Origin of the sequence: Demequina salsinemoris, from assembly GCF_000974805.1 — a bacterium.
Taxonomy (GTDB): Bacteria; Actinomycetota; Actinomycetes; order Actinomycetales; family Demequinaceae; genus Demequina; species Demequina salsinemoris.
The window spans coordinates 529,260-552,190 of sequence record NZ_BBQZ01000001.1; the positions used below are offsets into that span (position 1 = coordinate 529,260).

A 22,931-nucleotide genomic window follows, 5' to 3' on the forward strand; every position below is an offset into this window, starting at 1 on the left:
AGCTCGGCTAGCTAGAGACGCCCGGCGGCCTTGAGCCTGAGATACGCGTCGGCCACCGCGGGCGCGATGCCCTCGGGGTCCGCGGAGACGACCTCGACCCCGCGTCGACGCAGCCGCTCGGCGACCGCGGCGCGCTCGAGCTCGAACCGCGTCGCCGCTGCGGCCGTGTACACGTCGGAGACGTCGCCGCGCGCCGTGACGAGCTCGCCGATCTCGGGATCGTCGACCGCGCCGATGAGCACCTGGTGATCGCGCGCGAGCGGCGCGAGGGCGCGCAGCAGGCCGGAGTCCACCGAGCCCGGGCCCACGTCGGTGAGGAGCACGACGAGCGCGCGCTGGCCCAGCATCTCGCGGACGACGCCGGCGGCACCCGTCCAGTCGGGTTCGAGCAGGCGCGGTTCGAGGGGGGCGAGGCGGTCCGCGAGGGCGGACATGAGCCCCGCTCCCGACACCCCGGTGATCCGCGCGCGGACCGTCCGGTCGTAGGCGACCACGTGGACGCGGTCGCCTGCCTTCGACGCGAGGGCCGACAGCAGGAGCGTCGCCTCGATCGTCGCGTCGAGGCGCGGGGTGTCCCCGATGCGGGCCGCGGCCGAGCGGGCGGTGTCGACGAGGATCAGCACCTGGCGGTCGCGCTCGGGGCGCCACGTGCGAACCACGACCTCGCTGCGGCGCGCGGTCGCGCGCCAGTCGATCGAGCGGACGTCGTCGCCGATCACGTACTCGCGCAGCGAGTCGAACTCGGAGCCGGGGCCGCGCTGCTGCACGGCGGAGCGGCCGTCGAGCTCACGCAGGCGGGCGAGGCGCGACGGCAGGTGCTTGCGGGACGCGAACTCGGGCAGCACGCGCAGCGTCGCCGGCTGCTGGAGCGTGAGCTGGCGGCCCGCGAGCGTGAGCGGGCCCAGCAGCCGGAGCGTGACGGGGCCGGCGTGGCGGTCGCCGCGCCGCGTGGGGAGCATGGGCGTGCGCAGCCGCACGCCGTCGCCCGGCGCGAGATCCAGGCGATGCCGTGCGGGATCCGCGCCGGCGGACGGCTGCCACGCGTCGCGGGCCCAGCCGCGGACGCGGCGCGCGCCGAGGTTCCGCACGAGCAGCGACGTCGTGGTCGGCTCGGTCAGACGCACCGATGTCGGCGTCTCGCGACGGGTCGCGATCGTGCGCGGCGACGGTGCGCCGAGGACGTCGACCCCGACGGCGAGCGCGATGAGCGCGACCCACATGAGCGCGGGCACGGCTGAGGAGGCGGCGATCGCGACGGGGACCCCGACGGCGGTCAGCGCGACCGCCCGCCACGTGAGGAACATCAGCGCGGCACGGGGACCGAGGCGAGCACGGACTCGAGCACGCTCATGGGGGTCACGCCCTCGAGCTCGGCCTCGGCGGTGAGCTGGAGGCGGTGCACGAGCGTGGGGTGGGCGAGCGCCTTGACGTCGTCCGGGGTGACGAAGGCCCTGCCCTGCATCCATGCCCACGCGCGCGAGGTCGCGAGCAGCGCGGTCGCTCCTCGGGGGGACACCCCGAGCGAGGTCGCGGCCGCGTCGCGCGTCGCCCGGCACACGTCCACGAGGTAGCCGACGACCTCGGGGGAGACCTCGACCTTCGCGACCTCCGCGCGGGCGGCCTCGAGCTCGTCGAGCCCGGCGACGGGGACGATTCCCGCCGCAGCGAGGTCGCGCGGGTTGAAGCCCGCGGCGTGCCGAGTGAGCACCTCGGTCTCGACCGCGCGCGGCGGGAGCGGGAGGACGAGCTTGAGCAGGAAGCGGTCCAGCTGCGCCTCGGGGAGGGGATAGGTGCCCTCGTACTCGACGGGGTTCTGGGTCGCGATGACGAGGAAGGGGTCGGGCAGGGCGTGCGGCTCGCCATCGACAGTGACCTGCCGCTCCTCCATCGCCTCGAGCAGGGCGGACTGCGTCTTGGGAGGCGTGCGGTTGATCTCGTCGCCGAGCATGAGGTTCGTGAAGACGGGGCCCTCGCGGAACGAGAAGCGCGAGGTCTGGGCGTCGTACACGAGCGAGCCCGTGATGTCGCCGGGCATGAGGTCGGGCGTGAACTGCACGCGCTTGGTGTCGAGCGCGAGCGACGCCGCGAGCGAGCGCACGAGCAGCGTCTTGGCGACGCCGGGCACGCCCTCGAGCAGCACGTGGCCACGGCACAGCAGGGCGATGATGAGCCCGGTGATGGCGGCGTCCTGCCCGACGACGGCCTTGCCCACCTCCGCCCGCACCTGGGCGAGCGTCGTGACGAGGTCGGAGGGGCGGGGGGCGGTGGTGGCATCAGGAGCGTCTGTCACGATGCGGATACCTCACTTTCGAGTGCGTCGAGGTCGGCCACGAGCCGCGTGAGGGCGGCGTCGTCGGCCGGCGGTGGGCCGTACAGCAGGGAGTCGATGGCGGCGGCGTCGCGTCGCGTGTGCTGGGAGATCGCGGAGACGACGGCGGCGCGCGGCGCGGAGTGCGACAGGGACAGCCGCGCCGCGAGCCGCGAGGCGGCGCCGGCCCTGAGCGCGGCGGCTGCGTGGCCACGCGCGCGTCCCCGTCGGTACAGCATGCCGCGCCCGCGGGTGGCCTCCGAGGCCCGCACGACGACCGGGAGCGGCTCGGTGACGAGCGGGCCCATGCGTCGTCCCTGCTGGAGCGCGGCGACCAGGGCCACCAGGAGGAGCGCGACGCCGCCGGCGACGAGCCACCCGGGAGCGGCCGGCGTCAGCGCGGAGGAGCCTCCCTGGTCGGCTGCGAGCAGCGTCGCATCGTCCACGCTGCCGACGTACCAGACGAGCCGTGAGTCGTGGCCGAGCACGCCGAGCGTCAGGGCGGCGGCTCCGTCCGTCGTGAGAGACGCGTTGGTGAAGAGTGCGCCGTCGGCGATCACGTGCACCGGTCGGGCGCCGTCCCGCTGGATCTCCACGTAGGCGGCCGCGTCGTCCACTGTGAAGCACGACTGGGCGTCGCCGGTGATCGTGTAGGCGGCGCGCACGTCGGTCAGGGTCGCGGCGCGCGTCGCCGCGGGCGCCTCGCACCCGGCCTCCACCTGACCGCTCGAGGTCGAGGGGACGGTCGCCGCCAACCCGGCGTCGATGCCCGACAGCGCGTAGGCCGCGGGCTCGATCCAGACGATGTCCCCGGTGTGCGTGCCGATCGAGGCGATCTGGTCCTCGTCGAGGTAGGTGAAGGACGCGATCGCGAGCGTGCCCGAGCCGTCGAGCAGGCGGTAGGCCTCGGCGAGGGTCGCCACCTCGTCCACCTCGACGCCCTGGTCGCGCAGGATCTGCGCGACCGCACGCGCGCCCTCGTCACCCGCATTGGCGGTCGACAGCGGCGTCACGTTGGACGACGGCTGCGCGAGCGTCGTGACGATCACTCCGATCACGACGATCGACATCACGATCGAGATCCAGCGCAGGCGCACCCATCGCTCGCTCGCGACTGCCGCGGCGGTCGAGCCGTCGCCGAGCGTCCATCCCGGGGGAGCGGTGACGGTGCGGGTCACGCGGCCACCTGCCCCTGCAGGCGCGTGCGGGCGACGGCGTCGGCTGCCGCGCGGATCGCCGCGTAGTCGGCAGAGGTCGCCACTGCGTCCGAGTAGCACAGCGCGTCGAAGCGCCGCGCGGCGTCGGTCAGTGCCGAACGCGTGCCGGGCAGGGCGCTCGCGATGTCGACAGAGGCCTCGTGAGCGGTGCGGCCCTCCCGCGGATCGATGACAGTGCGCTCCTCGGCCCCGCGCACGAGGGCGCGGAAGGCGTCGAGGCATGCGTCGTGCCAGCGGGACTCGACCGCGGCCGCCCTTGCCGCGTCGTCGAGCTCGGAGGCGGTGCGCCCGTCGTGCTCGAGCACGACCGCGGACTCCCTGCGCCGGGAGGCCAGAAGCGGGCGGGCGATCAGCCATGCGACGACGAGCGTCGCGGCGAGCGCGAGCAGCGCGAGCAGGTACCCGAGCGGGGCGAGCGTCCCGCCGTCCGAGCCCCCGAAGATGCGAGAGATGAGGTCGGAGACCGCCTGCGCGAGCCAGTCCACGAGCGACGCACCCTGGCGGTACTCCGCACGGGAGAGCTCGTCCTCGGCCCAGCGGCGCGCCTCCTCGGCCCCGGGCTCCACCGGGACGGAGCCGACCAGCGCGGCCCAGTCTCCGGCAGGGACCGTCATGCTCCCCAGCCGCCGGCCGCGGCGCGTTCCTGGACGCTGCGGACCAGCACGAGGTCGAAGGCCTCCTGACGCATGCGCTGGTCCGTGTAGATCGCCGCGGTGACGCCACCGAGGTAGGCGACCGAGATGAGGACGCCGAGGAAGGACATGAGCGCCATCACGACGACGTAGACCACGACCGCCGCGCCCGAGTCCGTGACCAGGGCGAGAGGCAGGATCACCGCGGCGGGCACCGCGATGACCTGCTGGATGATCGACGTGATGATCGAGGCGACGAAGAGCACCGCGAGGATCATCCAGAACCGTCCGCGGGTGAGGGTCCATGACCGCTTCATGGCCGCGATCGGGCCGCGCTGCTCGAGCACCACGGCAGGGACGGCGAGCGCGAGCTTGATCGTGATCCAGGCGGTGAGCGCCACCGCGCCCAGGGCTCCGACGACGAGTACGGTGATGCCGAGCCCGGTGTCCACCATGAAGCCTCCGGCGACGACGAGCGCGACCGCGCCCACGATGACGCTGTACGCGAGCGTCAGCAGGAGCGACTGCGCGAGCAGGGCCGGCAGCGCCTTCACCCCGCGCCTCAGCGCCTCGCCGGGCGCGATGCGCTCTCCCAGCACCGAGCGCGAGAACGACAGCGACGTCACGCCCGTGGACACGAGCAGCACGAGCGCTCCGAGCAGGTAGCCGAGCAGCAGCAGCGCGAGGTCGGTGTTGGAGGTGCCGAGGTAGCTGTCATCGAGCGATGCGGCGTCGACGTCCGCCATGGAGAACAGGGAGCCGTAGTACCCGAAGCCGAGTCCGAACATCGCGATCATCGACGCGAGCGAGACCAAGGCGTTGACGCCGATCATGACCTTGGGGTTGTGGCGGATCGCCTTGAGCGGGCCGTCCAGCAGCTCGCCGAACGTGAGCGGGCGCAGGGGGATGATCCCGGGCCGCAGCATCGCTGCCGCGTCGAACGGCGCGGCGTAGGGGGCGTAAGGCTGCTGCGCGGAGGCGTACGGAGGCGTGCCAGGCGCCGCGGGAACGGACGACGCGGGAACGGACGATGCAGGGCTCGCGGTGGGAGGGCCAGGGGGGACGGGCGCGGGAGGGAACATCTGGGCCGGTCCCGGTGGGACCGGGGAAGGCGCGGGCGGGGCCGGTGCCGGGCCCAGTCCCGAGGGCGGCACGAACACCGGCTGCGCATCGTCCCCCTGCGGCTTGCCGGCTCCGTTCGAGCCCTCCCTGCCGTCGCTCACGTCCTGCCTCCTTCGATCCCGCCCATCCTGCCATGCGACCCCTCTCCGGCGGCAGATCCTCACAGGGCTCCCCTGCGCCCCGCCGAGCCGCGAAGGTCCTGCGTCGTGACCGTGGCAAGATGGTCCGCATGACGGCACGCATCCTGGTGGTCGACGACGATCCGGCTGTCGCGGAGATGATCGGAATCGTGCTGCGCGGCGACGGCTTCGAACCGCTGTTCTGCGACCACGGCGACCAGGCGGTCGACGTGTTCCGCGCGGAGCAGCCCGACGTGATCCTCCTCGACCTCATGCTTCCCGGTCGCAGCGGCATCGACATCTGCAGGGAGATCCGGGCCGAGTCCGGCGTGCCCATCGTCATGCTCACCGCGAAGTCGGAGACCGTCGACGTCGTCCTCGGGCTCGAGTCCGGCGCCGACGACTACATCCCCAAGCCGTTCAAGCCGCGCGAGCTGATCGCGCGCGTCCGCGCGCGCCTGCGCCGCAACGAGACCGGTGCCCCCACGAGCCTGCGGATCGGCGACCTCGACGTGGACGTGACCGGTCACCGCGTCACGCGCGACGGCGAGGTCATCCCCCTGACCCCGCTCGAGTTCGACGTCCTCGTCACCCTCGCGCGCGCGCCGGGCCAGGTCTTCACGCGCGAGGTCCTCCTCGAGGACGTGTGGGGCTACCGCCACGCGGCGGACACCCGCCTCGTCAACGTCCACATCCAGCGCCTGCGCGCGAAGATCGAGAAGGACCCCGAGAACCCCGAGATCGTGCTGACCGTCCGCGGCGTGGGCTACAAGGCCGGTGGTCAGACGTCGTGAGGCGGTCGGCGCGCGTGTCCGTGCTGCGGCTCGCGGTGCCGGTGCGCAGGGGCGCGCGCAAGTGGCGCAGGTCGATGCAGCTGCGCGTCGTGTCGACGGTGCTCGTGGTCGGCGTGCTGACGGTCGTCGTGCTCGGCGCGGTCGTCGTGTCGCAGATCCGGGACGGGCTGGTCGAGACCCGCGTGGATCGCATCCTCGCCGAGTCGGCGCAGGACGCCGCGAGCGCCCAGGAGTACATCGAGTCCTCGACCGCGGCCACTCCCGGTGACCTCCAGACGCTCGCGAACACGGTCTATGAGTCCCTGATCACGGTGAGCGGCGAGTCTCGCGGGCTCGTGCTGCTCCAGGCCGAGGACAACGAGACGGACCTCATCCTCACCACCGGTGCGTCCGATGCGGCGCTCGTCGCGGTGGTCTCCGACGAGATGCGGCAGGCGGTCGCCGACGGCATGACTCAGCCCTGGCAGTACGTCGAGCTTCCGGACGGGCTGCCCGGCGTGGTCGTCGGCGCCCCGATCCGGCTGCGCGACGCCGGGGACTATGAGCTGTACTTCGTGTACTCGCTCGAAGCCGAGGAGGAGACGCTCGCGCTCGTCGAGCAGGCGCTCGTGGTCGGTGGCGCGGTGCTGATCGGGCTCGTGCTGCTTCAGGCCTGGTTCGTGACGCTGCAGGCGCTGCGACCGGTGAGGCAGGCGGCCCGCGTGGCCTCGAGGCTCGCCGACGGCCTGCTGTCCGAGCGCATGACGGTGCGCGGGGCCGACGAGATGGCGACGCTCGCGAAGACGTTCAACGAGATGGCGGAGTCCCTCCAGCGTCAGATCACCCGCATGGAGGACCTGTCCCGCGTGCAGCGCCGCTTCGTGTCCGACGTATCCCACGAGCTGCGCACCCCGCTCACGACCATCCGGATCGCCGCTGACCTGCTCTACGACGCCAAGGACGGCTTCCCTCCCGAGGTCGCGCGCTCCGCCGAGCTGCTCAACACCCAGATCGATCGGTTCGAGCTGCTGCTGTCCGATCTGCTGGAGATGTCCCGCATCGACGCGGGCGCCGCGCAGCTCGAGTTCGAGGACACCGAGCTCGCCGACATCGTCGCCGATGAGGTCGAGGCGATCACGCCTCCGGCCTCCGACCTGGGTGTCGAGGTGCGGCTGTGGGCGACGGACGGCCCGCATCGTGCCTCCATCGATCGTCCGCGCGTGAGCCGCATCGTGCGCAACCTGCTCTCCAACGCCGTCGAGCATGCGCAGGGCGGGCCGGTCGACGTCGGCGTGGCCTCGAACTCGCGCGGGGTCGCCGTGGTGGTCCGCGACTATGGGCTCGGGCTCACGCCCCACGAGGTGGACCGCGTCTTCGACCGCTTCTGGCGCGCCGACCCCGCTCGCGCCCGCACGATGGGCGGCACCGGGCTCGGTCTGTCGATCGCGCGCGAGGACGCGCTTCTCCACGAGGGGCGGCTCGAGGCGTGGGGATCTCCCGGAGAGGGCGCGGCCTTCCGGCTCAGCCTGCCTCGGACCTCGCGCGGGCTCGGGACCCAGCCGGTCCTGCCGCTCGCGATGCGTCCCGAGGAGTTCCCGGCTCTGTCCACAAGTGGTCGAAGGAACCCGCGGCGCACGCCTCGCACCGTCGGTCTGGACGGCACGAGGAGCGACGCATGAGGGCGCGGCGCAGCATCGTCACCAGGCTCGGCGCGGCGTTCACGGCGGCCGTGCTGCTGGCCGGCTGCGCGTCGATCCCCGACTCGGGGCCGGTGCAGGAGGGCGTCACCACCATCGCCGAGGAGGACACGATCCTGCCGCTCGCGGAGGGGCCGGTGGTGGGCGCGACTCAGGAGGCCATCGTCAACGGCTTCCTCCGTGCGCTCGCGCAGGGCTTCAACTCGGACTTCTCGGTGGCGCGCGAGTACCTCACCGCCGATGCGAGCCGCGACTGGGACCCCTCCGCGAGCACCACGGTGTTCGGCTCGGGAGCTCTGACACCCGAGTGGAGCGAGGACGGCACGACGGCGGCCTACACCGTTCCGGTGGCCGCGACCATCGACGGCGACGGGCGCCTGGTCGAGGCCGCCGATGGCGCCGAGGCGATCCTCGACTTCACTCTCGTCCAGGAGGACGGCGAGTGGCGCATCGACGACCTGGAGGACGGGGCGCTCCTCGCGGAGGCCAACTTCGAGAGCCTCTTCCGACGCGTCGGCCTGGTGTTCGCGACCGCCGACGGGTCGACCGAGGTGATCGAGAGCAGGTGGTTCCCCCGGCAGAACGTGGCGACCAGCGCTGCGCAGGAGCTCGTCCTCGGGCCGTCGGCGTGGCTGTCCGACGCCGTGATGTCCGGCTTCTCGACGAGCGCGTCGCTCGAGGTGGACTCGGTGGTCGTGACGGACGGCGTCGCTGCGGTGCGCCTCGCCTCGGACGCGGCGACGGCCGAGGCGCAGGAGGGTCTTGCGGTGGTTCAGCTGCAGAGGACGCTGTCGGCGCTTCCGGACGTCACGTCCGTCGAGGTGACGGTCGGCGGCGTGCCCGCCGACGCGTCGGGCTACGCGCTCGGCGCAGCCGAGGTCCCCTCCGAGGTCGCCGCGACGATCGTGGGCTCTCGCCTCGGGCTGTGGGACGGCACGGAGCTCAAGGTGACCTCGGACGAGGCGGGGGCGCTGCCCGCGCGCGCACGCGGACTCGCGCTGTCGTACTCGGGAGACCAGGTCGCGTTCCTGGTCGGGGGGTCGAGGCTGGTGGTGACGGACGTGCTCGCGGGTGGGATGGCGGAGCTGGTGGACGCGTCGGCGGACGGCGCCGAGCCGACGGGGAGCCTGGAGACCACGACGGTGGTCGAGGGGACCGCCCTGGTGGATCCCTCGTATGACGTCGACGGGTGGCTCTGGACGGCCGAGGCGGGTGGCGGCGCGGTGATGGCCTACCCGACGGCGGCGGCCGGGGGCGATCCTGTCACGCTTGAGGCCGAGTGGCTGCAGGCACGGCGGATCCGCGCGGTCGCGGTCTCCCGGGACGGCGCCAGGCTGCTCATCGCCTCGACGGTCGCCGGTCAGCCGGTGCTTGAGGTGACGGGGCTCGTGCGCGACGAGTCCGGCACCCCGGTGGCTCTCACCGAGCCGCTCCAGGTCGGGGTGTCGTCGAGCGCGATCGCGGAGGTCGCGTGGGTCGACTCGACGACGGTGGCGGCGCTGGGCGTGAGCGTCGACGGCGGCACGACCCCGGTCTGGCTGTCCACGGTGGGAGGGTTCACCGAGACGATGACGGCGCCCGTCGACTCCTCATCCCTCACCGCGCGCAGCGGCACCACGTCGCTCACGGTCGTCGACCCCGAGTCCGGGGCGCAGGCCAGGTCGGGCTCCGGATGGACGTCCGTGGTCTCCGGGGTGGACGAGCTCGCCTACGCGGGCTGAGCCCGACGTCTGCTCTGCCGTCGACGTCCACTGCGTCGTCGGCACTTTCGCGCAACGCGACGCCGCCCCGTCGTCCCCAGCCCACGGCGGTCGCGTCGTCCTCCCCGTCTCTCGTCCCTCGCGGGAGGGACGACGGTCAGCCGTGAGTGGATGGCGTGGTGGCCGGGATCGGACGGAGAGCGATGCGGGACGTCGCGAGGGCCGTCGTCCCCGTCGCGTGCCCCGGATGCGGGCGCGAGGACGTGCGCTGCTGCGACGCGTGCGCGGCGCCATGGTGGGAGCCCGTGTGGCGCGCCGAGCCCGATGCCGCGCGCCTCGACGTGCACGGCAGGGCCGCGCTGCCGGTATGGGTCGTCGCGACGCTCGTCGGCTCGCCTCACGGCATGGTGTCGGCCTGGAAGGACGGCGGCAGACGCGACCTGGACGGCTTCTTCGCCGATGCTTCCCGCCGGGCTGGCCGGCAGGTGGCGCCGCACCTCGCGGCGCTGGGACGGACCGTGCGCGTCGTCCCCGCTCCCGCTCGCGCCGCGAGCACGCGGCGGCGCGGCGTCGACCTGCCCCTCCTGCTCGCGCGAGCCGTGTCCGACGGGCTCGAGCAGGGCGGGGTCCCGGCACGGGTGCACACCGCGCTCGCGATCGGGGCGGGGGAGCAGCGCGGCGGGTCCGCGATCGATCGGTGGCGTGGCATGCGGGGCGCTATCCGCGTGACGGGGTCGCTGACCCCAGGCGATCCGGTGCTGCTGATCGACGACGTGGTCACCACAGGGGCGACTCTTGCCGCATGCTCGGCGGCCCTCGAGGAGCGCGGCAGCCCCGTGGTCGGCGCCGTCGCGCTCGCGGCGGTCGGGCGTGTGGCGGGCGAAGCCGCACGGGGGCTAAGGTGAGATCTACCCAGACGATGAACGTCGGATCCCTTCGATGAGGGAGGTGATGCCGCAGGCGCTCGAGGCGCCGCAGTCACCCTGCCCCGCCCGGCTGGCCGGGGCCACTCTCATCCCACAGAGGAGGACACCGTCATGGACATCGCCATCACAGGACGCCACACCAAGGTCGCCGACGATCTGCGCGAGCGGATCATCGAGAGGATGGAGAAGGTCGAGGCCCTCGCGCCGCGCGCGACGCGAGTGGATGTCCACGTGGTCCACGAACGCAATCCCAAGCGTGCGGACGACAAGGAGCGTGTCGAGATCACCGTGCGAGGCAGGGGAGTGGTGAGGGCCGAGGCCTCCGCCATGGACCGCCACGCCGCGTTCGACGCCGCGTCGGCCCGCCTGCTCGAGCAGCTGCGCCGGCTCCATGAGCGCAAGGCGCACCGCCACCAGGGGACACCGAGTCTTCACTCCGTCGCCGCCGACCCGGCGCTCGCGCCCACCGGCGACGGCTCGGCGCCGCACGCCGCCTCGAGCGTCGAGCCGTGGGACGGCGCGCCCGAGGGCGCGACCCGCGAGGTCCCGATCGACGGCACCCCGATCCTGATCCGTTCCAAGACCCACACCGCCGTCCCGATGACGGTGGCGGAGGCCATCGACCAGATGGAGCTCGTCGGCCACGACTTCTACCTCTTCCTCGACTCCGACTCCGGCATGCCGGGGGCGGTCTACCGGCGTCGTGGCTGGACCTACGGCGTGATCCACCTCGCCGAGGCGCAGCCTCTCGAGTCCGCCGAGCGCGAGAGCGCCTGACCGCGGCCGGGGCCGCGACGATCGTCGCGGCCCCGGAGCGGCGCCCACGGATCCCGCCCGCGTTCCGCTCCTGGCGAGACAGGTGCCTCCCCACAATCGGGAGCGACTACGCTTGCTCGGGGTACCGCAACGACAGCAGGGAGTTCACCGGTGGGCATCTTCGAGAGAGTCATCCGCTTCGGCGAGGGCCGGCAGATCCGGCGGCTCGAGCGGGTGGTGAGCCTCACCAACGCCCTCGAGGAGCACTACCTCGAGATGAGCGACGACGAGCTCAAGGCCCTCACGGAGGACTTCAAGAGCCGCCGCGCCGAGGGCGAGAGCCTCGAGTCCCTCATGCCCGAGGCGTTCGCAGCGGTCCGTGAGGCCTCTCGCCGCACGCTCGGCCTGCGTCACTTCGACGTGCAGGTCATGGGTGGCGCCGCGCTCCACGGCGGCAACATCGCCGAGATGAAGACCGGTGAGGGCAAGACCCTCGTCGCGACCCTGCCCGCGTACCTCAACGCGCTCGACGGCCAGGGCGTGCACGTCGTCACCGTCAACGACTACCTCGCGAGCTACCAGTCCGACCTCATGGGCCGCGTGTTCCGGTTCCTCGGCATGGAGACCGGCTGCATCCTCTCGGGGCAGACGCCCGAGCAGCGTCGCGAGCAGTACGCCGCCGACGTCACCTACGGCACCAACAACGAGTTCGGCTTCGACTATCTGCGCGACAACATGGCGCTCGACGCGAAGCAGCTCGTGCACCGCGCCTTCCACTACGCGATCGTCGACGAGGTCGACTCGATCCTCATCGACGAGGCTCGCACGCCGCTCATCATCTCCGGCCCCGCGCAGGGCGACAACGCCCGCTGGTACGTCGAGTTCGCGCGCATCGCACGCGAGCTGAAGGTCGACGAGGACTACGAGGTCGAGGAGAAGAAGCGCGTCGTCGGCATGCTCGAGCCCGGCATCGAGAAGGTCGAGGCCGCGCTCGGGATCGAGAACCTGTACGACCCGGCGAACACGCCGCTCATCGGATTCCTCAACAACGCGGTGAAGGCCAAGGAGCTGTTCCACCGCGATCGCGAGTACGTCGTCCAGGCAGGCGAGGTCGACATCGTCGACGAGCACACCGGTCGCCTCCTCAAGGGCCGTCGCTACTCCGAGGGTCTCCACCAGGCGATCGAGGCCAAGGAGGGCGTCCCGATCAAGGCGGAGAACCAGACCTACGCCACGATCACGCTCCAGAACTACTTCCGCCAGTACACGAAGCTCTCGGGCATGACCGGAACCGCCCAGACCGAGGCGGCCGAGCTTCACGCCACCTACGGCATGGGCGTCATCCCGATCCCGACGAACAAGCCGATGGTCCGTCAGGACAAGGCCGACCTGCTGTACAAGACCGAGAAGGCGAAGTTCGACGCGCTCGTCGAGGACATCCTCGAGCGCAACAAGAACGGCCAGCCGGTGCTCATCGGCACGGTGTCGGTCGAGAAGTCCGAGCAGCTCAGCAAGGAGCTGCGTCAGCGCGGCATCGCCCACAACGTCCTGAACGCCAAGCAGCACGAGCGTGAGGCGTCCGTGGTCGCCGAGGCGGGCCGCGAGGGCGCGGTGACGGTCGCGACCAACATGGCGGGCCGCGGCACCGACATCATGCTCGGAGGCAACCCCGAGTTCCGCGCGGTGCAGGAGATGGCCGACCGCGGCCTCGACCCGCACGAGGACCCCGAGGCCTACGAGGCCGCCTGGGACGCCGTGCTCGAGGAGCAGAAGGCCGCCGTGGAGACCGAGCACGACCGTGTGCTCGAGGCCGGCGGGCTCTACGTGCTCGGCACCGAGCGGCACGAGTCCCGCCGCATCGACAACCAGCTTCGCGGCCGTTCCGGACGCCAGGGCGACCCGGGCGAGTCCCGTTTCTACCTGTCGCTCGAGGACGAGCTCATGCGGATGTTCCAGTCCGGCATCGCGGCGCAGATGATGAACTCGAGCGCCCTGCCCGACGACATGCCGATCGAGTCCGGCGTGCTCACGCGCGGCGTCCGTTCCGCTCAGGCGCAGATCGAGGGACGCAACGCCGAGATCCGCAAGAACATCCTCAAGTACGACGACGTCCTCAACGCGCAGCGCACCGTGATCTACGACGAGCGCCGCAAGGTTCTCGACGGTGAGGACCTGCGCGATCAGATCGAGAGCTTCGCTTCCGACGTCGTCACCGAGTACGTGCGCGCGGCGACGCTTGTCGGTGCTCCCGACGAGTGGGACCTTGAGGCGCTGTGGAAGGACCTGCGCACGATCTACCCTGTGTCGCTCACGATCGATGAGGTCGTCGACGAGGCGGGCGGCGTCGTCGGCCTGTCGACGGACTTCCTGACCCGTGAGCTCGTCGCGGACGCTCGCGTCCAGTACGACGCGGTCGAGAAGCGCATCGAGCCCGAGGTGATGCGCACGGTGGAGCGTCAGGTGCTTCTCCAGGTCCTCGACGCGAAGTGGCGCGAGCACCTCTACGAGATGGACTATCTCAAGGAGGGCATCGGGCTGCGCGCGATGGGTCAGCGCGATCCGCTGACCGAGTACCAGCGCGAGGGCTATGGGCTCTTCGAGGCCATGACGGACGGCATCAAGCGTCAGGCGACGCAGGTGCTGTACCGCGTCGAGCGTCGCGAGCCGCAGGCGCCCGAGGGTGCGGGCCCGGCCGTCACCCCGGATTCTGCCGCGGCGACGGCCTCCCAGGCTCCCGCGGCGGCTGCGCCGGCGTCCTCCGGCGGGCCGCGTCGTCGCGTGGCCGCGGCTGGTGGCACGACCACCGGCAACAACGGTGGGATGCAGATGACGATGTCGGCCCTGACGTACTCGGGTCCCTCCGAGGACGGCTCGGCGAAGGTCGTGAAGGAGTCGGGCGCGAAGGCCGACACCTCGGGAGCCGCGAAGAAGGCCGAGTCCGATGGCGCGACGTTCCCCGGTACGCCGAAGAACTCGCCGTGTCCGTGCGGTTCGGGCAAGAAGTACAAGATGTGCCACGGCAAGAACGAGGCGTGATCGCGCGGGCCGTGCGCCCGCGCGGCCCGGCTTCAGTCCTCGGGTGCGGTTCCTGAAGAGGTCGTGCACTGCGAGCCTGGTTCGTGGTCATGACGAAGGATGACGGCGCCTGACGCCGACGAAGGAGGGCGGTCGACGAGGAGTCGACCGCCCTCCTTCGCGTCCGCCCTCAGCCGACGTCGATCACGGTGGCGACCCAGCGGCCCTGCCTGTCCTCGAGCCTGAGGGCGAGCGCATGGACGCGGTCTCCGTGCCGTGCGACGACGCTCACCTCGGCGGCGCCGAGTGCGACCCTGCACACGCGTGCGCGCACGATCTGCGCCGAGCCGGCGATGGCCGTGCCCGACCGGCGGGCGAGCGAATGCTGCTTCGACAGGGCGGCGACGACCTTCGGGTCGACCCAGCGCGTGAGCGAGTCGAGCGTCGGCGCGCCATGCACCGCCTCGAGAGCGGCCTTGGCGAGCGTGCACGCCAACGGCGACGGGTCGCCCAGCGGACGACGCCTGCGGTCGTACGGAGACCTCCTGGCGGGCGCGCCCGCGGGACGTGCGCTGATGACGGGTCCAGCGTCCAGCGGACGGGCGGTGGCCTCCCCGGCCACGATCGGCTGCGCGCTCATCGTGCGAGCTCCTCGGGGATGCGGAGGACCTGACCCGGCACGATCGCGCCGGGATCGTCTCCGATCACGTCGCGGTTCTCCCGGTACAGGAGCGGCCACGCGGCGGCGACCTGCGCGGCGCCGTCTCCGGTGAGGGCGGCGGTGAGGTCCCACAGCGAGTCGCCGGCCTCGACCGTGATCGTCGCCGCAGTCTCCGTCTCCGAAGCTGCGCCCATCGCGGCGGCCTCGGTCGTGGAGACGCCAGTGGAGGCGCCGGAGCCGGCCCACCCGGGTGCGGCGTCAGCGAGGCCGACGATGGTCGCGCCGTCCTCGACGTCCGACGTCACCCACCCCGGGCCGGCGTCGACGATCGACGCGACGCCCGCAGCGCTCCACCCCGGTGCCGAATCGACGGCGAGCGCGGGTACGGCGAGCCCCGCGGACAGCGAGGCCCCGGCCGCCGTCGCGACGAGTCGTCGCCATGCCCGCGGCGCCAGCATCCTGGCCCACCGAGGCATCGTGCCTCCCGCGCCGGCCGCGATCATGATCAGCGCGGTCACCGCGAGGTACCCGGAGGCCACCGCGCCGAGCGCGACGATCGCAGGCGCGACCAGCGCGTCCACTCCCGCGCCGGGTGAGCCCGCGTCGATGGCCAGGTCCCAGGCGAGGCGGCCGAGCAGCCAGGCCGCCGCGGGCGTCGCCGCGACGGCGACGACAGCTCCCCCTCGATGCACGGACATGGTCTCCGCCGTCCCCCTCGGCTGACCCCACCCCGTGCCTTCCACGCCCCTAAGGCGCCTCTTCTCCGTCATGTCGCCCCCCGCGTCATGTCGTTTGATGATGTTTGGCATCACTAGATATAGCGCGCTTCGGTGGATATGTCCAGTTTGCACGAATTGGCGCTGGGTGGATAGAGGTCGCTCCCGTTCGGTCTCGCTACTGTGGGGCGATGAGATGGGGTCGGCTCTTCGCGGACCTCGAGGGCCGCATGGCCGCCGAGGAGTCGCGTCAGTTCGCGCTCGAGGTGGCCGAGCGCACCCGCGCCGAGCGCGCGGCGGTGGACCTTGCCTCGCGGCTGATGGGTGCGCGCGGGTCGGGCATCGTGATCTCCCTGCGTGGAGGGGGACAGGCGCACGGGGCTCTCGTCGACGTCGCCGCGCAATGGCTGCTGCTGGATTCGGCGACCGTCCAGCGACTCGTCCCGATGGCCGCGGTGGCCGCCGTCTCGGGGCTGCCGCGGCGTGTGGCGCCTCTCACGGAGGTGGAGAGACGGCTGTCGCTCGGTTCGGCGCTGCGCGTGCTGTCCCGCGATCGAGCTCGCGTGGTGGTGCGTGTCGAGGGCGGCGAGCACCGAGGGCTGCTCGGGGGAGTCGGCGCCGATCATGTCGACCTCATCGACCCTGATGCCGGCGCGCCGGTGACGGTGCCGTTCTTCGCGATCCTCGAGGTCTCGTCCCTCGCGACGTGACGGGCCGGAGCGCGGGCGGGTCAGTCGTGGCCGGCCGCGATCTTCGCGCGAGTGGCCTCGTACTGGCGCGAGATGTAGGCCTCGAGCTCGCTCGTCTCGACCCGCCACTGCCCTCGGCCGCCGACCTGGATCGCGGGCAGCTCTCCGGTGCGCACCAAGGCGTACGCCTGGGGGGAGGAGATGCTGAGCACCTCCTGCACCTCCGCGAGGGTGAGGAAGCGCTGGGTCATGCGTCCATTCTGAACCAATTGGGCGTGTTCGGCATGGTTTGTCCACAGGCACTGTTGTCACCCGGTGCAACCGGGCACCATGGGAGCCCAGCGCCAAGAAGGGGGACGGGATGGCGACGACGACCGGGATGACGGTGGGCAGGCTGGCCCGCCCGGGGTGGCGGGACCCGCGACTGCTCGTGGGCCTCGTCCTCATCGCGGCCTCGGTCGCGGGCGTCGTCTCGCTCGTCCGTGCCAATGATCGCACCGCTCCCGTCTACGTCGCCGTCGACGACCTCGTGCCCGGCGCGGTGCTCGACGAGGGCGATCTCGCGGTCGCGCACGTGCGCGTGGACGGTGATGCCTACGTCGGCGCCGCGGAGGAGCCCTGGGGGCAGGTGGTCACCCGAGCGGTCGGCGAAGGCGAGCTGCTCCCCGCGGAGGCGCTTGCCGAGGCTGAGGACTTCACCGGGCGACCCGTGGCGGTGCGCACGACCAGACCGATCGCCGAGGCGATCGATCGCGGCAGCCTCGTGGACGTCTGGCTCACGGTGACGGACGACGACGGGCCGTCGTCCGAGCTGGTCGCGCAGTCGCTCGTGGTCGACGCGGTGGACCGAGACGACGGCTCCTTCGCGGGCACGGGCGTGGAGACGGTGTACGTCGTGGTGCCCGCGGACGAGATGGAGGGGTTCCTCGACGCGATCGCGGTCGACGGCGACCTCTCCGTGGTGGGGCTCGCGGGCTGATGCGGGTCACGGTCGTCCTCGCCGTACGCGGTGCCCGCGAGGCAGCCCTGGCGGCCGCGCTGGACGGTCACCCGGACATCGTCGTCACGCGACGATGCGCCGACCTGGTCGAGGCTGTCGCGGCGCTGCATGCGGGGCTCGGCGCCGTCGCCCTGGTGTCCGAGCAGCCGCACCTCGATCGCGACGCGCTCGCGCAGCTGATGGCGAGCGGGGCCGTCGTCGTCGGAGCGCCCTCCGGCGCCGACGCTGCGGACCACCTGCGCGCACTCGGCCTCGAGTCCCTCGTGGGGCCCGAGGCCGATGCGGTGGAGGTCGCGGCGGCGGTGCTCGCCGCGGCGGACGGGGACGCGCCTCGCGCGCCGGTCCCGGTGCAGCAGCCAAGGGTCGGGAACGACGGCGCCGTGGTCGCGGTCTGGGGTCCGACCGGGGCGCCGGTGCGGACGACGCTCGCGGTCAATCTCTCGGTCGAGCTCGCGCGCGCGGGAGCGGACGTGGTGTGCGCCGACGCGGACACCTACGGCGGCGCGGTCGCGCACGCCCTGGGCCTGCTCGACGAGGCTCCAGGGCTCGCGGCGCTTGCGCGGGCCTCGGTCGGCGGATCTCTCGGCGACGACGTGATGGAGAGGTACGCGGTCAGGGTCGCTCACGGGCTCCGGGTGCTCGGCGGGATCACCCGCGCCGAGCGCTGGCCCGAGCTCTCGCGAGCCGCGCTCGACCCGGTGTGGGACATGCTGCGCGCGAACGCGGACATCGTCGTGATCGACTGCGGGTTCTCGCTCGAACGAGACGAGGCGCTGAGCTATGACACGCACGCGCCTCAGCGCAACGCCGCGACGCTGTCGGCGCTCGAGGCCGCGGACATCGTCGTCGTGGTGGGGCGCGCGGAGCCGTTGGGGATCCAGCGGCTCGTGCAGGCGGTCGGCGAGCTCGAGGAGTCGGGGCATGCGGCGAGCGCCCGCCGCATCGTCGCCGTGAATCGTGTCCGCTCCTCCGTCGCGGGGCCTCGTCCCGAGAGGGCCGTCGCCGACGCGCTGCGCAGGTTCGCCGGCGTGGAGGCCGTATGGCCGATCCCCGACGACCCGCGGACCTGCGACGTCGCCGCGCTGTCTGGGCGGTCCCTGCGCGAGACGAGGTCGCGGTCAGCCGTGGTGCGCGCGCTCGCGGGTCTCGCCGTCGAGATCCGCAAGGCCGCCGCCGTCACGTCGGACGCCGAGGACTCGCCCGACACGCTCGTCCAGCCCCGCCCGGTCCGGGCCGGGGTGACAGACTGAGAGCATGCGCGTGTACATCCCCGCCACGGTCGGCCAGCTCAGCGAGATCGCCTCCGGCTCGTGGGATCCGGGCACGGCCTTCGCCGTCACCGAGCGGATGCTCGAGCTCGCGCCGCAGCTCGACCCCGACGAGGTCGCGGAGGAGGTGATCCACGTCGCGGCGATGCGGTCGGCGCTCGCGATGCGCTCGCCGCTGCGGGTGGTCGTCGTCGCGGATCTTCCTCGCTCGGACGTGCGTTCTGCCCCAGATGAGCACCCGGCTGCGGTGGTGCTCGGAGACGTGGTCCCGCGGGACTCGCTCGCATGCGTCTTCGTCGACGAGCCCGAGGCGGAGCCCGACATCGCGGGCGCGCTCGCGGACGACGAATCCGCCGTCGAGAGGCTCAGCGACCGCGACCTCCTCTGGTACGACGTCAGCGAGATCGCCTCGATCGCGCTCGTCTGAGCGGGTCGATCGGAGCCAGAGCGGAGCCACAGCGGACGCTCGGCGCCGCGGGGCCCGACGGGGTCAGCCCCGAAGCCGCTCGAGCACCTCGTCGTGGAGCATCCCGTTCGTCGCGAGGGCGTCGCCGCCGAACGGTCCGGGCTCTCCCGCGAGCGAGGTGAACCGTCCGCCCGCCTCCTCGACGATCGGGACGAGGGCGGCCATGTCGTACAGCGCGAGCTCGGGCTCGCAGGCCGCGTCGACCTGGCCCTCCGCGACCATCATGTAGCTCCAGAAGTCGCCGTACGCCCTGGTGCGCCACACCGCGCGGGTGAGGTCCAGGAACGCGGGCAGCAGCCCGCGCTCCTCCCACCCTGACAGCGACGAGTACGACAGGGATGACTCGGACAGCGTCGTCGCCGAGGACACGGACAGCCGATGCGCGCCCGCGGTGGGGGACTCGCCCCACGCCCCGGAGCCGGCCGCCGCGTACCAGCGTCGACCGAGCGCAGGAGCGGACACGACGCCCACCACGGGAACGCCCCGGTCGATCAGGGCGATGAGCGTGGCCCAGACCGGGACCTCGCGGATGTAGTTCTTGGTGCCGTCGATGGGGTCGACCACCCACTGACGGGCGCTGTCGCCCGTCGCGCCGAACTCCTCGCCGAGGAACGCGTCGTCCGGGCGGGCCTCGGTGATGCGCGTCCGCACGAGCTGCTCGGCGGCGCGATCGACCGCGGTGACCGGGGTGTCGTCCGGCTTGAGCTCCACGGTGAGCGTGTCGGAGGCGAAGTTGCTGACGGTGAGGGCGTCCACCTCGGCCGCGACCTCGAGCGCGAGGCGCAGGTCCTCCGCGTATGCACCGATCGGATCCATGCTGCCAGGCTACCGGCCCGTCAGCGGGTGTCAGGCACCGCGCTCGCGAGCGAGAGCGGCGCGTGACGCGAGGGCCGCCGACGGAGCGCTCAGCGCGGGTCGCCCGCCGCGCGGGAGGCCAGCAGGCGGCGGATCGAGTCGACGCGCGCGCGACGCGCGGCATCGTCGCCCGCCCATGCGTCGAGCTCGCAGCCGGCCTCCGCGGACTCGTGCGTGCAGGCCCGCGGGCACAGCTCGTCCGACGCCGCGGACACGTCGGGGAACGCGTGGATGAAGCGCTCGGGGTCCACGTGCGCGAGCCCGAAGGAGCGCACGCCAGGGGTGTCGACGATCCAGCCGCCCGCCGGTACCTCGTAGCGGATCGCCGAGGTCGAGGTGTGGCGGCCGCGACCGGTGACGTCGTTCACGTGGCCCACCGCGCGCCCGGCGCTAGGGACGAGCGCGTTCACGAGCGTCGACTTGCCTACGCCGGAGTAGCCGACGAGGACGGTCGAGATGCCGTGCAGCTCCTGGCGGAACCGCACGAAGCCCGGGTCGGCCTCGGGGCCGCCCTCGCGCCTGGTGGAGGTCTCGATGACGGTGACCCCGAGCGGCTCGTAGGCGGCGCGCAGCGCGTCGGCGCTCGCCAGGTCGGCCTTCGTGAGCACCAGCAGCGCGGTGAGCCCCGCGTCGAAGGCGGCGACGAGGCAGCGATCGATCATCCTGGGGTTCGGCTCGGGATCCGCGAGCGCGGTCACGATCGCGAGCTGGTCGGCGTTGGCGACGATCACGCGCTCGGTCGGGTCGGTGTCGTCCGCCGTGCGGCTGAGCGAGTTGCGGCGCTCGAGCCGCGTGACCACGCGGGCGAGGGTGTCGGGAGCGCCGGACACGTCGCCGACCACGCGGACGTGGTCGCCGATCACGAGGCCGCGTCGCCCCAGCTCGCGCGCCTTCACCGCGGAGACCACCGCATCGTCCAGCTGGACCGTGTACCGCCCGCGGTCGACCGCGATCACCGTGCCGTCGACGGCCTCCTCGTGCGCGGGCCGGATCTTGGTGCGCGGACGCGATCCGCGACGGCTGGGCCTGACCTTCGCGTCGGACTCGTCGTAGCGGCTCCAGTCGCTCACGCGGAGAGCATCCCTGCCCACATCGACGGGAAGTCCGGCATGGTCTTCGCGACCGTGCCAACATTGCGCACGTGCGTCCCCTGAACCGCGAGACCCAGGATCGCGGCGAAGGTCGCCATCCGGTGGTCGTGGTAGGTCTCCATGACTGCGGGGCGGAGGCCGGCGGGGGGCATCCCCGAGAACGTGAGCGAGTCGTCGCCCGCGTCGCACCGGCCGCCCACGCGCTCGACCTCGGTCGCGATCGCCGCGAGACGGTCGGTCTCGTGCCCCCGCAGGTGGCCGATGCCCGTGAGCCGGGAGGCGCCGTCGGCGAGCGCGCACAGCGCCGCGATCGTCGGGGTGATCTCTCCGGCGGGGGAGAGGTCGGCCTCGATGCCGCGCACCGTCCCGTCGCCGCGGACGCGCATGACGCCGTCGACGAGCTCGCACGTGCCGCCCATGCGTTCGAGGAGCTCGGGATAGTACGCGCCGGGCTGCGTCGTGGTCGCGGGCCATCCCGGGATCCGCACCTCGCCGCCCGCGACGAGCGCTGCGGCCATGAAGGGGCCGGCGTTCGACAGGTCCGGCTCCACGCGCACCTCGCGCAGATGGATCCCGCCGGGGTGGACGATCCACGTGCGCTCGTCCGGCTGGTCGACGCGGATCCCCGCCTCGCGCAGCGACTCGCACGTCATGTCGATGTGGGGAAGGCTTGGCAGCGTCTCGCCGACGTGGCGCACGGTCAGCCCGTGCGCGAGGCGGGGCGCGACGAGCAGGAGCGCGGTGACGAACTGGCTCGACGACGACGAGTCGACCTCGACCTCAGCGGGCGTCGTCGCCGGCGGCGTGATGGTGAACGGGAGCGTGCCGCGGCCCTCGTCCTCGACCGTCGCGCCGAGCGCCCTGAGCGCATCGAGGAGGGGCCCCATCGGGCGGACCCGTGCGCCCTCGTCGCCGTCGAAGGTCACGGGACGGGTGTCGCCCTGCGCGCCGGCGAGCAGCACGAGGGGCGGGACGAAGCGCATCACGGTGCCCGCGAGCCCGCAGTCGATATGGGTGCCGCCGCTCAGCGGGCCAGGGGCGACGTCCCACTCGTCCTCCGCATCGTCCACCCACACGCCGAGCGCGCGCAGCGCGCCGATCATGAGCGCGGAGTCTCGCGAGCGCAGGCCCCCGCGGATGCGGACGGGGCCGTCGGACAGCGCAGCGAGCACGAGGTACCGGTTGGTCAGCGACTTCGACCCGGGGACCTCGACGGTCGCGTCGAGCTCGGTGACGGCGGGCGGCGCATCCCAGACCTCATCGGGTCCGAGCCCGACGGGGAGGGCTGCGGTCACGCGTCGGCCTTGGCGGAGCGCTTGGCCTTCTGGGCCTCGCGCATGGCTGCCTTCGCCTCGGACTCCTTGGCCTTGGCCGCCGCCGCCTTCTCCTTGGCCTTCTCCTTGGCCTTCTTCTTGCGCGCGATGTGGCGCGCCGAGTGGCCGACCGTCGAGGCGAGCATGACGCCGCCGACGAGGGAGAGGTTCTTGAGGAACTGCTCCTTCTCGGCCTCCTTCTCCTCCGCGTCCTCCACGGTCCAGAACGGGTGGGTGAGCGCGGTGGTGGCGGCGGAGAGCCCGGTCAGCAGCAGCGCGGCGGTGCGCGGCGCACGCGACACCGCCATCAGGGCCGCGGCGCCGATCGACAGCGCGCCGTGGGCCTTGACCAGGTCGGTCGTGGTCACCTTGTCGTCGATGCCCAGCTCCTTGAGAGCGGGCTCGACCATCGGCGCGACGCTCTCGGCGCGGCGCTCGGGTTCAAGGACGGACTCGATGCCCCCGTAGACGAACCAGGTGGCGAGCAGCGGTCGGGCGAGTGCACGGAACATACGTCCACAGTACTCGGGACGACGCCCCTCGTGCAGGGGAGGACCAGGCACTCCTCGGCCCGGGGGAATGCGCGGCAGCCGTCCGACGTTCCCGT

The 22,931-nt window shown here is 72.6% G+C and carries 22 protein-coding genes; 10 read left to right on the plus strand and 12 right to left on the minus strand.

The features are described from left to right. Window positions 1–11: 11 nt before the first annotated feature. Genes AOP78_RS02435 through AOP78_RS02455 form a run of 5 tightly spaced genes read right to left on the minus strand, consistent with a single transcriptional unit; the run spans window position 12 to window position 5,380 of the window. Window positions 12–1,304 carry a DUF58 domain-containing protein gene (locus AOP78_RS02435; RefSeq protein ID WP_062201054.1) on the minus strand — a complete coding sequence of 431 codons (1,293 nt, stop codon included), beginning with the start codon at window positions 1,302–1,304 and terminating at the stop codon, window positions 12–14. After that, window positions 1,304–2,290 (minus strand): AAA family ATPase, encoded by a 987-nt coding sequence (locus AOP78_RS02440; protein WP_269082091.1) that lies wholly within the window; start codon window positions 2,288–2,290, stop codon window positions 1,304–1,306. The genes AOP78_RS02435 and AOP78_RS02440 overlap by 1 nt, the downstream gene beginning before the upstream one ends. Then, on the minus strand, window positions 2,287–3,486 hold the full coding sequence (locus tag AOP78_RS02445) for a DUF4350 domain-containing protein (protein ID WP_062201060.1): 1,200 nt from the start codon (window positions 3,484–3,486) through the stop codon (window positions 2,287–2,289). Before AOP78_RS02445 ends, AOP78_RS02440 begins: the two co-directional genes overlap by 4 nt. Next, window positions 3,483–4,139, minus strand: a complete 657-nt coding sequence (locus AOP78_RS02450) for a DUF4129 domain-containing protein (RefSeq protein WP_062201063.1) — start codon at window positions 4,137–4,139, stop codon at window positions 3,483–3,485. Before AOP78_RS02450 ends, AOP78_RS02445 begins: the two co-directional genes overlap by 4 nt. Then, window positions 4,136–5,380: a glycerophosphoryl diester phosphodiesterase membrane domain-containing protein gene (locus tag AOP78_RS02455; RefSeq protein WP_152659370.1), complete on the minus strand. Its 1,245-nt coding sequence runs from the start codon at window positions 5,378–5,380 to the stop codon at window positions 4,136–4,138. Before AOP78_RS02455 ends, AOP78_RS02450 begins: the two co-directional genes overlap by 4 nt. 128 nt (window positions 5,381–5,508) lie before the next feature. Between AOP78_RS02455 and mtrA the strand changes: the two genes are divergently transcribed. From mtrA to secA, 6 genes are all read left to right on the plus strand, one after another. After that, window positions 5,509–6,192 (plus strand): MtrAB system response regulator MtrA, encoded by a 684-nt coding sequence (gene mtrA, locus AOP78_RS02460; RefSeq protein WP_062201678.1) that lies wholly within the window; start codon window positions 5,509–5,511, stop codon window positions 6,190–6,192. A 14-nt stretch (window positions 6,193–6,206) separates the two neighbouring features. Continuing rightward, complete coding sequence (gene mtrB / locus AOP78_RS02465; protein ID WP_062201072.1) at window positions 6,207–7,850, plus strand: MtrAB system histidine kinase MtrB; 1,644 nt, start codon at window positions 6,207–6,209, stop codon at window positions 7,848–7,850. Continuing rightward, window positions 7,847–9,589, plus strand: coding sequence for an LpqB family beta-propeller domain-containing protein (locus AOP78_RS02470; protein WP_062201075.1), 1,743 nt, complete (start codon window positions 7,847–7,849; stop codon window positions 9,587–9,589). Before mtrB ends, AOP78_RS02470 begins: the two co-directional genes overlap by 4 nt. Window positions 9,590–9,771: 182 nt before the next feature. Beyond that, complete coding sequence (locus AOP78_RS15380; RefSeq protein ID WP_062201079.1) at window positions 9,772–10,473, plus strand: ComF family protein; 702 nt, start codon at window positions 9,772–9,774, stop codon at window positions 10,471–10,473. 132 nt (window positions 10,474–10,605) lie between these two features. Beyond that, window positions 10,606–11,271, plus strand: coding sequence for a ribosome hibernation-promoting factor, HPF/YfiA family (hpf, locus tag AOP78_RS02480; protein WP_062201083.1), 666 nt, complete (start codon window positions 10,606–10,608; stop codon window positions 11,269–11,271). Window positions 11,272–11,421: 150 nt separating this feature from the next. Next, the gene (gene secA / locus AOP78_RS02485) at window positions 11,422–14,286 is read left to right on the plus strand and encodes a preprotein translocase subunit SecA (protein WP_062201088.1); all 2,865 of its coding nucleotides are present in this window, start codon (window positions 11,422–11,424) and stop codon (window positions 14,284–14,286) included. A 169-nt stretch (window positions 14,287–14,455) separates the two neighbouring features. Here the strand turns inward: secA and AOP78_RS02490 are convergent, their stop codons facing one another. Beyond that, window positions 14,456–14,905 (minus strand): Rv3235 family protein, encoded by a 450-nt coding sequence (locus AOP78_RS02490; RefSeq protein WP_062201091.1) that lies wholly within the window; start codon window positions 14,903–14,905, stop codon window positions 14,456–14,458. Then, entirely contained in the window at window positions 14,902–15,624 is a 723-nt protein-coding gene (locus AOP78_RS14655; protein WP_066730224.1) for a LysM peptidoglycan-binding domain-containing protein, read from the minus strand. The genes AOP78_RS02490 and AOP78_RS14655 overlap by 4 nt, the downstream gene beginning before the upstream one ends. Before the next feature lie 209 nt (window positions 15,625–15,833). Between AOP78_RS14655 and AOP78_RS02500 the strand changes: the two genes are divergently transcribed. Then, window positions 15,834–16,352, plus strand: a complete 519-nt coding sequence (locus AOP78_RS02500; protein ID WP_062201095.1) for a hypothetical protein — start codon at window positions 15,834–15,836, stop codon at window positions 16,350–16,352. Between the two features lie 20 nt (window positions 16,353–16,372). On the opposite strand, the gene AOP78_RS02505 is transcribed toward AOP78_RS02500, so the two are convergent. Then, complete coding sequence (locus tag AOP78_RS02505; RefSeq protein WP_062201099.1) at window positions 16,373–16,582, minus strand: helix-turn-helix domain-containing protein; 210 nt, start codon at window positions 16,580–16,582, stop codon at window positions 16,373–16,375. 110 nt (window positions 16,583–16,692) lie between these two features. On the opposite strand from AOP78_RS02505, the gene AOP78_RS02510 reads away from it, so the two are divergent. The 3 genes from AOP78_RS02510 to AOP78_RS02520 are packed head-to-tail and all read left to right on the plus strand — an operon-like array spanning window position 16,693 to window position 19,026. After that, a complete protein-coding gene (locus AOP78_RS02510; protein ID WP_062201102.1) occupies window positions 16,693–17,310 on the plus strand; it encodes a CpaB family protein in 618 nt (205 codons plus the stop codon). Beyond that, window positions 17,310–18,581 (plus strand): CpaE/TadZ family protein, encoded by a 1,272-nt coding sequence (locus AOP78_RS02515; protein WP_083979717.1) that lies wholly within the window; start codon window positions 17,310–17,312, stop codon window positions 18,579–18,581. The genes AOP78_RS02510 and AOP78_RS02515 overlap by 1 nt, the downstream gene beginning before the upstream one ends. A gap of 4 nt (window positions 18,582–18,585) precedes the next feature. Next, a complete protein-coding gene (locus AOP78_RS02520; protein ID WP_062201105.1) occupies window positions 18,586–19,026 on the plus strand; it encodes a DUF6912 family protein in 441 nt (146 codons plus the stop codon). A gap of 63 nt (window positions 19,027–19,089) precedes the next feature. Here AOP78_RS02520 and hisN read toward each other — a convergent pair whose 3' ends face one another. The 4 genes from hisN to AOP78_RS02540 form a co-directional block, all read right to left on the minus strand. Continuing rightward, on the minus strand, window positions 19,090–19,881 hold the full coding sequence (gene hisN, locus AOP78_RS02525) for a histidinol-phosphatase (RefSeq protein ID WP_062201108.1): 792 nt from the start codon (window positions 19,879–19,881) through the stop codon (window positions 19,090–19,092). An 89-nt stretch (window positions 19,882–19,970) separates the two neighbouring features. Then, entirely contained in the window at window positions 19,971–20,990 is a 1,020-nt protein-coding gene (gene rsgA, locus AOP78_RS02530; RefSeq protein WP_062201110.1) for a ribosome small subunit-dependent GTPase A, read from the minus strand. Next, entirely contained in the window at window positions 20,987–22,306 is a 1,320-nt protein-coding gene (gene aroA / locus AOP78_RS15455; protein ID WP_062201113.1) for a 3-phosphoshikimate 1-carboxyvinyltransferase, read from the minus strand. The genes rsgA and aroA overlap by 4 nt, the downstream gene beginning before the upstream one ends. Continuing rightward, window positions 22,303–22,836, minus strand: a complete 534-nt coding sequence (locus AOP78_RS02540; protein ID WP_062201117.1) for a DoxX family membrane protein — start codon at window positions 22,834–22,836, stop codon at window positions 22,303–22,305. Before AOP78_RS02540 ends, aroA begins: the two co-directional genes overlap by 4 nt. Window positions 22,837–22,931 lie beyond the last annotated feature (95 nt).

Bases quoted from the DNA above. Each gene is read 5' to 3' on its own strand.
- AOP78_RS02435 (WP_062201054.1), bottom strand. From the start codon at position 1,304: ATGTTCCTCACGTGGCGGGCGGTCGCGCTGACCGCCGTCGGGGTCCCC.
- AOP78_RS02450 (WP_062201063.1), bottom strand. From the start codon at position 4,139: ATGACGGTCCCTGCCGGAGACTGGGCCGCGCTGGTCGGCTCCGTCCCG.
- mtrA (WP_062201678.1), top strand. From the start codon at position 5,509: ATGACGGCACGCATCCTGGTGGTCGACGACGATCCGGCTGTCGCGGAG.
- AOP78_RS02470 (WP_062201075.1), top strand. From the start codon at position 7,847: ATGAGGGCGCGGCGCAGCATCGTCACCAGGCTCGGCGCGGCGTTCACG.
- AOP78_RS15380 (WP_062201079.1), top strand. From the start codon at position 9,772: ATGCGGGACGTCGCGAGGGCCGTCGTCCCCGTCGCGTGCCCCGGATGC.
- hpf (WP_062201083.1), top strand. From the start codon at position 10,606: ATGGACATCGCCATCACAGGACGCCACACCAAGGTCGCCGACGATCTG.
- AOP78_RS02490 (WP_062201091.1), bottom strand. From the start codon at position 14,905: ATGAGCGCGCAGCCGATCGTGGCCGGGGAGGCCACCGCCCGTCCGCTG.
- AOP78_RS14655 (WP_066730224.1), bottom strand. From the start codon at position 15,624: ATGTCCGTGCATCGAGGGGGAGCTGTCGTCGCCGTCGCGGCGACGCCC.
- AOP78_RS02500 (WP_062201095.1), top strand. From the start codon at position 15,834: ATGAGATGGGGTCGGCTCTTCGCGGACCTCGAGGGCCGCATGGCCGCC.
- AOP78_RS02505 (WP_062201099.1), bottom strand. From the start codon at position 16,582: ATGACCCAGCGCTTCCTCACCCTCGCGGAGGTGCAGGAGGTGCTCAGC.
- AOP78_RS02510 (WP_062201102.1), top strand. From the start codon at position 16,693: ATGGCGACGACGACCGGGATGACGGTGGGCAGGCTGGCCCGCCCGGGG.
- AOP78_RS02515 (WP_083979717.1), top strand. From the start codon at position 17,310: ATGCGGGTCACGGTCGTCCTCGCCGTACGCGGTGCCCGCGAGGCAGCC.
- AOP78_RS02520 (WP_062201105.1), top strand. From the start codon at position 18,586: ATGCGCGTGTACATCCCCGCCACGGTCGGCCAGCTCAGCGAGATCGCC.
- hisN (WP_062201108.1), bottom strand. From the start codon at position 19,881: ATGGATCCGATCGGTGCATACGCGGAGGACCTGCGCCTCGCGCTCGAG.
- AOP78_RS02540 (WP_062201117.1), bottom strand. From the start codon at position 22,836: ATGTTCCGTGCACTCGCCCGACCGCTGCTCGCCACCTGGTTCGTCTAC.